Below are 9,906 nucleotides of genomic sequence, written 5' to 3'. Positions count from 1 at the left end.
TCACCGACAAGCCGGGTCAGCTGACGAACGACTACTTCGTCAACCTCACCGACATGAGCACGAAGTGGGCGCCGTCGTCGGCCGATGACGGCACCTACGTCGGCACCGATCGGGCCAGCGGTGAGCAGAAGTGGACCGCCAGCCGCGTCGACCTGCTGTTCGGCTCGAACTCGCAGCTGCGGGCGCTGGCCGAGGTGTACGCCGAAGACGACGCCAAGGAGAAGTTCGTCAAGGACTTCGTCGCGGCGTGGGTCAAGGTCATCAACAACGACCGGTTCGACCTGGTCTGATCCTCGTTACACACGCACCCCGCGAGCTCCGGCTCGCGGGGTGTCGTGCTGTTTTGAGTCGAATCCGAGAAAAGTGTGGGAATCGCGATGGTCCGTCGCTCCTACCTGTGAACGCGGCAGATCGCCGCGACACACCCAAGGAGCACACCATGAACACCACCACCACCCGCCGACGCATCACCGCCGCCACCCTCGCCCTCGGTGCAGGCGCCGCGGCACTCGGCATCCTGGCCGCCCCCGCGGCCCAAGCCGCCCCGATGACATTCGCCCAGGCGTGCACCACCACGCACGGCTGGGTCGCGACCGTCGTCGCTGCGGGCATCGAGGAATGCCACTGGCAGGACCCCAACACCGGTAACGAGTGGATCAAGAAGAGCCCGATCGGCGCCCCGGCCGTATCCGCCTCTGGCAACACCTCGTTCGCGCAGGCCTGCGTGGTCACGCAGGGTTGGAACGCGGTCATCCCCGCCGCGGGTATCGAACAGTGCCACTGGCAGGACTTCGACGGCAACGAGCACATCATCAACAGCAAGCTCCCCACGAAGCCGACGTTCCCCACGAAGGTCACTCCGCTTCCCCAGTCCCCGAGGTCGGCGAGCTGAGATCAACCTGACGGACACCGACCCGGCGCCCCGCGAGCTCTCCTGTCGCGGGGCGTTCGGTGTGGCACCTGAGGCGCTGCGATCATGGGCGAATGGGCACCCGATGGCAGGAATCCGACGCGCCGCGCGGCGATGACTACGACGCACGGTGGGTTCGGCTCGCCCGGTCGGGCCAGAACGTTCACGGCGAGGCCGACCTCGTCGATGTCCTGCTCGGCGGGTCGGGTGGCGCACGCGTCCTCGACGCCGGCTGCGGCACCGGCCGGGTCGCCGTCGAACTGGCGCGTCGTGGTCACTCGGTGACCGGCGTCGATGCCGACGCCGCGATGCTCGCCGCCGCGCACGCCAAGGCCGCCGAGGTCACCTGGATTCTGGCCGATTTGGCAGAACTGACCGGACTTTCACTGGAGACCTTCGACCTCGTCCTTCTGGCGGGCAACGTGATGATCTTCCTCAACCCGGGAACCGAGGGGCTCGTCGTGCACGAACTGGCCGACCACCTCGCTCCCGGCGGGCTGCTGGTCGCCGGATTCTCGCTTCGGCCCGGCCGTTTGCAACTCGAGGACTACGACCGGCTCGCCGACGCCGCCGGGCTGGAACCCGTGGCCCGTTGGGCGACGTGGGGCCGTGACCCGTATGACGGCGGTGACTACGCGGTGTCGGTCCACCGCCGGGTCGGTGTGGCCTGACCACCTTCGGCGCGTAGCTCTCGCAGCCGACGTGGTCCAGCCCAACTCGCTATGCTGGCGCCTTCACGAAGCCGGAGGGCCGGACGTTCGACTAGCGAGGAGCGGCCATGGTTGCTGAAACCGGTAGCGAACCAGTTGCCGTGTCGAAGTCTGCCGCCGGCCACATTCGGCTGACGTCGCACAGCGGTGGTGTCGGCGCACTCCGGATTCTTTGGGACGCCCCAACTGCGACCGAGCGTGGGCCCGTGATCGGCACCACCACCAAGCGCGCCCACCGCAACGTCATCGGCACGCACAGTGGCTCATACAGCGTCTACCGCGCGCTCGCCGTCGCGGCAGGGGCGCTGTCCAGGGAGCACAAGGCCGACCTCACCAATACCGCACCCACCGACGTCATCGGCCCGTACCCGCAGTGGAGCGAACCGGGCAAGATCGTCAGCCTGGACCCATGGGGCGCGATGGTCGCCGAGGTCTTCGCCGACGAACTGGCGGCGGGCCACGACATGCGCCCGACGATCGCCGTCACCAAGGCACACGTGATCCTGCCCGAGGTCGTCGAAGCCGTGCAGAAGGGCAGGCTCGTCCCCGACGGGCACGTCCTGCTGCCCAGTGGTGCGGCGCTCGTCACCAAGGCGGCGATCGAGCCGGTCTGGTACCTGCCAGGGATCGCGCCGCGTTTCAACTGCACCGAGACCGAGCTGCGCCGGGTCCTCTTCGAGGAGACCGGTGGCATGTACCCGGAGCTGGTCACCCGATCGGATCTCGAGGTGTTCCTCCCGCCGATCGGCGGGCAGACCGTCTACATCTTCGGCGACGCCCACGATCTGGCCGATCCGTCGGTCGAGCTGACCGCGCGGGTGCACGACGAATGCAACGGCTCGGACGTGTTCGGCTCGGACATCTGTACGTGCCGGCCGTATCTCACGCACGCGATCGAGGAGTGCATATTGGGCACCCAGCGCGGCGGGGTGGGGCTGGTGTCCTACTCCCGCAAGGAGGGTCGCGCGCTCGGCGAGGTGACGAAGTTCCTGGTCTACAACGCGCGCAAGCGGCAGGTGGGTGGCGACACCGCAGACCAGTACTTCGCCCGCACGGAATGCGTTGCGGGAGTTCAGGACATGCGCTTTCAGGAATTGATGCCCGACGTACTGCACTGGTTGGGCGTTCGCAAGATCCATCGACTGGTGTCGATGAGCAACATGAAGTACGACGCGATCACGGGATCGGGCATCGAAGTCGTCGAGCGCGTGAACATCCCGGAAGACCTGGTGCCTGCCGACGCGCGCGTCGAGATCGACGCCAAGATGGCCGCCGGCTACTTCACCCCGGGACCGGTACCCGGTGAAGAGGAGCTGAGGAACACGAAGGGCCGCGGGTTGAGCGGATGAGCCTCGGCACGTCGCCCGAACTGGACTCCGAGAAGGCCGACGGGGCAGCGGCCTTGCTCCGCACCACCACCGCGGTTCGCGAACGTGCCGACTACCTGCTGCAGAGGGCACGCGCCGGAGAGTCGTCGTGGTTCGACGTCGACGACGGCGCAGTGCCTGCGGCGGTCGCCGAAGTCGTCGACGTCACGCGCGCCCGCTACCCCGGTCTCGACATCCCGTTCCACAGCCGTTGGCGGCATTTCGAGGCAGGCGGGATCGACCGCAAGGCCGAGTTGGACGCGCGGCTCGCTTCGCTGGACGCGGCGGCGCGGGCCCGCGCGATGATCGACCTCACCGTGGTCAGCGTGCTGCTCGACGCAGGTGCTGGTCCCGACTGGCACTACGACGAGGCGGCGAGCGGACTGCGGTTCGACCGGTCAGAGGGTCTCGGTGTCGCGTCGTGGAACGCGTTCGTGGACGGGGAGTTCTCCAGCGATGCGGGCGCGCCGCTGCGAGTCGACGCGAAGGGGCTTCTGAGCGTGACCACGGCGGGACTGGCCACGGCCTTCCAGGCCGCCCCTGGGAATCCCCTGGTTGGTATCGACGGCCGGGTGGAACTGCTGCACCGGCTTGGCGAGGCGCTTGCCGCGCAACCCGAGACGTTCGGTCCGCTTGGGCGCCCCGGCGGGCTGTTCGACCGGCTGCTCCCCCAACCCGGTCCCCCGGCGATCGCGGCGCACGACATCCTGTCCCAGCTCCTGGTCTCGCTTTCGGGAATCTGGCTGGCGGACAACGTGATCGGCGAACAGCGGCTCGGCGACTGCTGGACCCACGCGGCGGTGCATGGGCCCGGGCTGACCCGGGGTTGGATGCCCTTTCACAAGCTGTCGCAATGGCTGACCTATTCACTGCTGGAACCGTTCGCGTGGGCCGGTGTCCAGGTGCGGGGCCTCGACTCGTTGACGGCGCTCCCCGAATACCGCAACGGCGGGCTGCTCCTGGACACCGGCGTGCTCCGCATGCGCGACCCCGGCTGGCTCAGAAGCGCCTGGTCCGTCGATGCCGAACTGGTCGTGGAATGGCGGGCGCTGACGGTGGGCCTGCTCGACGAGCTGGCTCCCCTGGTCCGCGCGGAGCTCAGAGTCGACGAGGCGCGGATGCCGTTGGCGTGCGTGCTCGAAGGCGGCACCTGGGCCGCGGGACGGGTGCTCGCGCAACGCCTCCGCGGGGGTTTACCGCCATTCGTCATCGTCAGCGACGGCACGGTCTTCTAGGAGGATGACATGAGCGACGACAAGGGCTTGGAACCAAGCGCGGTGCATCTGATCGATCACCCCCTGGTACAGCACAAGTTGACTCTGTTGCGCCGAAAGGAGGCCTCCACCAAGACCTTCCGACAGCTGGTCAACGAGATCGCGGCATTGGTGGCCTACGAGGTATTGCGGGACATCCCGCTTCACGACATCGAGATCGAAACCCCGCTGGAGACGATGACGGGTCGGGTGATCGACGGTAAGAAGCTGGTCTTCGTCTCAATTCTGCGGGCGGGTACCGGCATCCTCGACGGCATGCTGGGCGTCGTGCCAGGCGCGCGCGTTGGGCACATCGGTCTGTACCGCGACCCCAAGACGCTCGGCGCCGTCGAGTACTACTTCAAGATGCCGGGGGACCTTCACGAGCGTGACGTGGTGATCGTCGATCCCATGCTCGCCACCGGCAATTCGGCAGTCGCAGCGGTCGACCGGCTCAAGGAGTGCAGCCCGAAGTCGATCAAGTTCGTGTGCCTACTGACGTGCCCGGAGGGCCTGGCGGCCATGCAGGAGGCCCATCCGGACGTGTCGATCTACACGGCTGCCATCGATCGCCAACTCGACGAGCACGGGTACATCCTGCCGGGTCTCGGCGACGCAGGTGACCGCATCTTCGGCACCAAGTAGGTCCTCGCGCCGTCACACCCGACGGGGCAACTGATCGCCGATGAGCGGTGCGATCTTGTCCGCCATGTAGGCATGGCCGGCGTCCGTCGGGTGGACGCCGTCGGGGCCGATGAGGTCGGGCCTGTCCATGAACCAGCCCGCGGCGATCGGATCGACGAAGGTGGCTCCCGCGAGCATCGACTGAAACGACAGGACGTCGCGGATCTGCAGTACCGCGGGCGGCACGTCGGGGGTCGGCCACGGCGGTCCGATCACCAACAGGCGGGCGTTCGGCGCGATGCCGCGCGCCAGCGAGAGCGCATTGAAGATCTGACCGCTGAGCGCGTTCGGATCGATGCCCTGGTCATTGCGGGAGCCGTAGAACACGACCAGCGCGTCGTCGGGTTTGACGACTCTTGGCGTCAGATCCGCGAACAGGTTGCCCTGATCGCCGCGCACCCCGTAGCCGGCTCGGCCTTCGGCGGCCACGTCCGCCGCGACCTGCATCCCCCGCCGTGCCAGCGTCATCCAGGCGAGCGTGGGCCACGACTTCGGGCCCTGGCCGCCGATGGCGGTGCCGTTGGTGTACGAGTCGCCGATGACGGCGATCCGAGTCACGGGCGAGCCCGCGGTCATCGGGTCATACGGTGTCATCCGCATGGAAGGCGCGTTCAACACCAACCCGACGAGCAAGGCCAGTGAAACGAGGAAGGTGGCGAAACGGCTAGCGGTGAGGTGCATCAACCCGCCCGTGCTCGGAGTGTTGCCAGGGTGCCGGTGGGCCCGTCGGACTGCGGGGTGTGCGCGAGGTCGACCGGGGGCCTGCGCTCACCGACCATCCGGCGCATCCACATTCGCGCAGGCTCCTCCACGAAGTGGAACAACAACACCGAGAGGACCATGGCGAAGGCGATCAGCCCCACGAAGATGAACTTCGCCCCGATGCTCGGTGCCATGGTGATCTGGTACTGCGCCATGATCCACAGCCAGGCGGTGTGGACCAGTTCGTGCACCATGTAGAGCCCGAAGGAGACCTGGCCGCCGTACACCAACAGCCTGGTCGACAGGAGTGCGGGCAGCGTGCCCGCGCCGAGTGCCAGCGCGACGACCAGAGGCATGAACAGCACGTCGACGAGGCCGAAGTCGTCGCGGATCGCGGGAATCGGATGTCCGTCGAACCAGTACAGGGCGCCGACGATGACGGCGAGCAACACCACCGAGAGGTAGCCGTAGCCCCGTCGGGAGCGGTCGCTGGGCCTGAGCTTGCGCACGGCAGCGCAGGCCAGCGCGCCCGCGGTGAACTGCAGGACGATGCGCGGTAGCCAACTCCACGGCGTGTAGAACTGTCCGCCCGAGGCCACCAGGAGCAGCACGGGCGGCAGGGTGGCTGCGAAGGACAGCACGAGCAGACCTCTTGCCCTCGTCGCGCGGTTGATCCGAAAGATCACCAGCACCAGCAGGCCAAACAGCAGGTATGCCAGCCATTCGGCGCTGATGGACCAGGCCGGGCCGTCCCAGCTCGAGAAGTCGAAGAACGGCTGGAACCACAGCTGCACCATGACCAGCTGACGGAGGTAGCTGATCGCCGTCAGCGAGGAGGCCTCGGGCGACGGAAAGTCGCCGACGTTGAGGGTGAAGATGATCCACAGCGCCGCGAGGTGCATGGTGACCAGATAGAGCGGCCACACTCTGGCCAGCCGCAGCCACAGGAAGTGCATGGTGGCCTTCGTCGACCACGTGTCGCCCATCCGGTCCAGATAGTTCCAGGTCAGGACGAAGCCGCTGAGAATGAAGAAGAGGTCGACGCCCTGCGCCCCGCAGTCCAGGATCGGCTTCAGCGAGTCGTACAGCGGTGGCGACGCCAGCTTCAGCAGCGGCCGGAAGTGAAACATCACCACCCAGAGGGCGGCAACGATGCGCAGGCCGGATAGGGCCTTGATTTCTCCGGTGCGCACAACACTCTTTCCGTGACTCGAGCTGTTCGTTTCGCGGGTAATTCGCGCCGTTGCGTCCGCTCGCCGCGCGGTCGAGGCCTTCGCTCTTCGCGCAAGCGCTCATCGACGACCTGCCACCAACTCATGGCAGGGTAACAGCGCCGCCGAGGCTCTGGCATGTCCGCAACGCTGTGCGGTTGCTGAACAATGGCCGAGATCTCTTGCAGACCACCAAGATCACTTTCCGGTTTCCCGTTCCGGCGCCCGCCGGTGCGCCACAATTCGTTCACCACCGTGCACAGCCCGCACGGTCAAGCAGTGCCACCCCGAGGAGGGTTCCCAGTCATGCTCGAAGAGATTCGACCACCGCGCAGAGCGGTCATCGTCACCGCGGGCCTCGGAGCGCTCGCCACCGCCGTCGCGGCCTGCGGTACGTCCAAGACCCCGGCGGCGGGTTCCGAATCGGCGACCTCGGCGCCGCCATCGGCTGACACCTCGGGCGCCCCCAAGCCAGGGGCGCTCGCCAAGACGGCCGACGTGCCCGTCGGTTCGGGCGTCATCGTTGGGGACGTCGTGGTCACCCAACCCACCGCCGGGGTCTTCAAGGGATTCTCGTCGGTCTGTCCTCACCGCGGCTGCAACGTCGACGCCATCACCGAAGGGAAGATCGTCTGCCCGTGTCACCACAGTGAGTTCAACCTCGATGGCTCCGTCGCGCAGGGTCCCGCGACGAAGCCGCTAGAGGCGAAACCAATCACCGTGCAAGGAGATTCGATCGTCGCCGGTTGATCCCCGTTACGACGCCTCGAGCCCCGACTTGAGATCGGCGAGCTTGCTCGGCCAGCCCTGGGAGATCATCCCCAGCACCTGACTGTCGCGGTCGAAGTCGTCGTGGACGACCGTGAGCTTGACCTGATCACCGTCCTGCTCGATGTCGAAGGCCACCCGCGATCTGCGCTCGGTGGCCAACTCGGCGAGCTTCTCCTCGGTCGACGGCGCGAACAGGTGGATCGGGCATGTCAATGGTCAGCCGGCTGCGTTGGGCCGCAGCGGTGGACAGCTCCCCTGAGCGTCGGCGGCGAGTTCGAAGTGCCAGATCTCGTTGGCATAGATCTGGCACAGCCCGAACCGCGCTCCGTTGCGGATCATCCAGTCGTCCGCCGCAGTGGGGCCGACGTCCACGGCCTTGCCTGCCACATGCATCGAAACCTCCGGTGATGCCACGAACTGAGAAGCGATGTCGACGCTGCCGAACGTGCCAACGGCCTCGTCGAAGAGTCGCTTCTGGAAACCCTTCGACCGCCAACCCGACGTCAGCGACACGGCGATCCCCTCGGCCGCGGCCGCCTGGGTGGCATCTTGAATTGCGTTGCGCAACAACGGGTCCAGAAAGCCCACGACGGGGTTCTTGGCGTCGAATGGCGAGACCATCTGACCCTCGGGAATCGATCCTCCCGTCGTGTCGACGGCGCCGGTACCGACCGAAAGAGCATCGGCGTCGGCTGGGTCGATGCTGCCAGACGATGGAACGGACGCGGGCCCGACCGCCAACGGTTCGACGGTGATCGCAGAGCTGGCCGGCGGTATGACGGCGTGCTGCGTCGGGCTGCATCCCATCAGAATTGCGCTCAGTCCCACGGCCGTCACGACCGACCCGTTCACCCCCTGACCCATGGGGTCAGCGTATTCGTCGCGGGCGGTCCTCCGCGCCTCGGAGCCTGTGGCAGGCTCTGAAGATCGTGGACCTCCCGCGCCCCGATCCGGCTCTCCCCCATCTCGCCGACGTGGTGCCGTCGGTGCTGGCGGCGCTGGGCGCCCCCGACTTCGAGCGCCGAATCCCGCTGCGGGACGGACTTTCCGGCGCCAGCGTCTTACTGATCGACGGGCTTGGCGCGGAACTGCTCGACACCTACGCCGCCGATGCCCCGGTGCTGGCCGGGCTTCGAGGGCAGACCCTGAGCGTCGGCTTTCCATCGACGACCGCCGCCGGCCTGGCCGCCATCGGCACCGGCTGCCGCAGCGGTGAACACGGCATGGTCGGTTACACCTTCAGGCTGCCCGACGCCGGTGTGGTCAACGCCCTGCAGTGGCGGCCGCACCCGTGGGGTGAGGATCTGCGCGAATCGGTCCCGCCCGAGCAAGTGCAACCGCTGCCGACGGCCTTCGAGAGGGCCGCGGAGGCGGGGTTCGCCGTGAGCGTCGTATCCAAGGCGCAATTCGCCGACTCCGGGCTGACCCGCGCGGTGCTCCGCGGTGCCCGGTACGTCGGCGTGCAGGGAATTGGCGACCTCGCTGCGGGGATTGCCGACGCGATCGAGGGCAACGGGTTCTGTTACGGCTACCACGGCGATCTCGACCTGCTTGGCCACCTTCACGGCCCTGGTTCGCTGGCCTGGCGCCTGCAGTTGCGCCAGGTCGATCGCTTGGTGGAGTCGGTCGTGGAGACCCTGCCGCCGGGCGGTCTGCTCGCCGTGGTCGCGGATCACGGCATGGTCGGCGTCGGCGACGCGGACCGGGTGGACATCGACGCGAGTGAGGCGCTGCTCGACGGCGTGAGTGCCATCGGCGGCGAGGCACGCGCCAGGCACGTCTACGCCGACGACGGCGCCGCGGACACGGTCCTCGCTGCCTGGCGGGAGACGCTCGGCGACAAGGCGTGGGTGGTGTCGCGCGACGAGGCCATCGCGGCGGGCTGGTTCGGTGACCGGATCGCCGATCGCGTGCGGGCTCGAATCGGTGACGTCGTAGCTGCGGGCCGCAACTCGGCCGTGCTGGTGCGTCGCACGGTGGAGCCCGTCGAATCGGGGCTCATCGGACACCACGGCTCGCTGACCACCGCCGAGCAGCGTGTCCCGCTGCTTCTGGCGTACGGATAACCTCTTGCCGTGATCGTGCTGCTGCCGCCGTCGGAGACCAAGCGCGACGGCGGCGACGGTCCGCCACTGCGCCTGGACGCCTTGAGCTCGCCAGAGTTGGGACCATTGCGCGCCGCCTTGGTCGACGAGTTGATCGAGCTGGCCGCCGACCGGCCCGCCGCCCGCCGCGCGCTGGGCATCTCCGCGGCCCAGGACGGCGAGATCGACCGCAACGCCGCCCTGCTGAACGCGC

Annotated in this window: 11 protein-coding genes and 2 pseudogenes; 9 read left to right on the top strand and 4 right to left on the bottom strand. The window is 67.8% G+C overall.

The genetic code is table 11. The features are described 5' to 3' along the window. The 6 genes and pseudogenes from QOD90_RS00665 to upp form a co-directional block, all read left to right on the top strand. A pseudogene (locus tag QOD90_RS00665) lies at positions 1 to 290 on the top strand (catalase/peroxidase HPI); the annotation flags it as partial. Between the two features lie 149 nt (positions 291 to 439). Then, the gene (locus QOD90_RS00660; protein WP_526345643.1) at positions 440 to 892 is read left to right on the top strand and encodes a hypothetical protein; all 453 of its coding nucleotides are present in this window, start codon (positions 440 to 442) and stop codon (positions 890 to 892) included. A 92-nt stretch (positions 893 to 984) separates the two neighbouring features. Beyond that, positions 985 to 1,581: a class I SAM-dependent methyltransferase gene (locus tag QOD90_RS00655; RefSeq protein WP_526345641.1), complete on the top strand. Its 597-nt coding sequence runs from the start codon at positions 985 to 987 to the stop codon at positions 1,579 to 1,581. Between the two features lie 107 nt (positions 1,582 to 1,688). Then, positions 1,689 to 2,969 carry a GTP cyclohydrolase II gene (locus QOD90_RS00650; RefSeq protein ID WP_526345639.1) on the top strand — a complete coding sequence of 427 codons (1,281 nt, stop codon included), beginning with the start codon at positions 1,689 to 1,691 and terminating at the stop codon, positions 2,967 to 2,969. Next, on the top strand, positions 2,966 to 4,222 hold the full coding sequence (locus QOD90_RS00645) for a DUF1688 family protein (RefSeq protein WP_526345637.1): 1,257 nt from the start codon (positions 2,966 to 2,968) through the stop codon (positions 4,220 to 4,222). The genes QOD90_RS00650 and QOD90_RS00645 overlap by 4 nt, the downstream gene beginning before the upstream one ends. A 9-nt stretch (positions 4,223 to 4,231) precedes the next feature. Next, positions 4,232 to 4,885: a uracil phosphoribosyltransferase gene (gene upp / locus QOD90_RS00640; RefSeq protein ID WP_526345635.1), complete on the top strand. Its 654-nt coding sequence runs from the start codon at positions 4,232 to 4,234 to the stop codon at positions 4,883 to 4,885. 12 nt (positions 4,886 to 4,897) lie between these two features. Here the strand turns inward: upp and QOD90_RS00635 are convergent, their stop codons facing one another. Next, positions 4,898 to 5,605: an Rv0518 family GDSL lipase gene (locus tag QOD90_RS00635; protein ID WP_526345633.1), complete on the bottom strand. Its 708-nt coding sequence runs from the start codon at positions 5,603 to 5,605 to the stop codon at positions 4,898 to 4,900. Beyond that, positions 5,605 to 6,819: an acyltransferase family protein gene (locus QOD90_RS00630; RefSeq protein WP_526345631.1), complete on the bottom strand. Its 1,215-nt coding sequence runs from the start codon at positions 6,817 to 6,819 to the stop codon at positions 5,605 to 5,607. Before QOD90_RS00630 ends, QOD90_RS00635 begins: the two co-directional genes overlap by 1 nt. Before the next feature lie 324 nt (positions 6,820 to 7,143). On the opposite strand from QOD90_RS00630, the gene QOD90_RS00625 reads away from it, so the two are divergent. Further along, positions 7,144 to 7,587 (top strand): Rieske (2Fe-2S) protein, encoded by a 444-nt coding sequence (locus QOD90_RS00625; RefSeq protein ID WP_526345629.1) that lies wholly within the window; start codon positions 7,144 to 7,146, stop codon positions 7,585 to 7,587. A gap of 6 nt (positions 7,588 to 7,593) precedes the next feature. Here QOD90_RS00625 and QOD90_RS00620 read toward each other — a convergent pair whose 3' ends face one another. Together QOD90_RS00620 and QOD90_RS00615 are read right to left on the bottom strand one after the other, a co-directional pair. Continuing rightward, positions 7,594 to 7,821: an SRPBCC domain-containing protein gene (locus QOD90_RS00620; RefSeq protein ID WP_526345627.1), complete on the bottom strand. Its 228-nt coding sequence runs from the start codon at positions 7,819 to 7,821 to the stop codon at positions 7,594 to 7,596. 3 nt (positions 7,822 to 7,824) lie between these two features. Further along, a complete protein-coding gene (locus QOD90_RS00615) occupies positions 7,825 to 8,472 on the bottom strand; it encodes a M15 family metallopeptidase (protein ID WP_526345625.1) in 648 nt (215 codons plus the stop codon). 65 nt (positions 8,473 to 8,537) lie between these two features. Between QOD90_RS00615 and QOD90_RS00610 the strand changes: the two genes are divergently transcribed. Next, positions 8,538 to 9,674 carry an alkaline phosphatase family protein gene (locus tag QOD90_RS00610; protein WP_526345623.1) on the top strand — a complete coding sequence of 379 codons (1,137 nt, stop codon included), beginning with the start codon at positions 8,538 to 8,540 and terminating at the stop codon, positions 9,672 to 9,674. A gap of 9 nt (positions 9,675 to 9,683) precedes the next feature. Beyond that, a pseudogene (locus tag QOD90_RS00605) lies at positions 9,684 to 9,906 on the top strand (hypothetical protein); the annotation flags it as partial.

Origin of the sequence: Mycobacterium sp. (assembly GCF_032161845.1) — a bacterium.
Taxonomy (GTDB): Bacteria; Actinomycetota; Actinomycetes; order Mycobacteriales; family Mycobacteriaceae; genus Mycobacterium.
Note: the sequence above shows the minus strand (reverse complement) of the source record. Positions and strands in the feature narration are given on the sequence as shown.

Coding starts and splice junctions, on each gene's coding strand:
- QOD90_RS00660 (WP_526345643.1), top strand. CDS start 440: ATGAACACCACCACCACCCGCCGACGCATCACCGCCGCCACCCTCGCC.
- QOD90_RS00655 (WP_526345641.1), top strand. CDS start 985: ATGGGCACCCGATGGCAGGAATCCGACGCGCCGCGCGGCGATGACTAC.
- QOD90_RS00650 (WP_526345639.1), top strand. CDS start 1,689: ATGGTTGCTGAAACCGGTAGCGAACCAGTTGCCGTGTCGAAGTCTGCC.
- QOD90_RS00645 (WP_526345637.1), top strand. CDS start 2,966: ATGAGCCTCGGCACGTCGCCCGAACTGGACTCCGAGAAGGCCGACGGG.
- upp (WP_526345635.1), top strand. CDS start 4,232: ATGAGCGACGACAAGGGCTTGGAACCAAGCGCGGTGCATCTGATCGAT.
- QOD90_RS00635 (WP_526345633.1), bottom strand. CDS start 5,605: ATGCACCTCACCGCTAGCCGTTTCGCCACCTTCCTCGTTTCACTGGCC.
- QOD90_RS00625 (WP_526345629.1), top strand. CDS start 7,144: ATGCTCGAAGAGATTCGACCACCGCGCAGAGCGGTCATCGTCACCGCG.
- QOD90_RS00615 (WP_526345625.1), bottom strand. CDS start 8,472: ATGGGTCAGGGGGTGAACGGGTCGGTCGTGACGGCCGTGGGACTGAGC.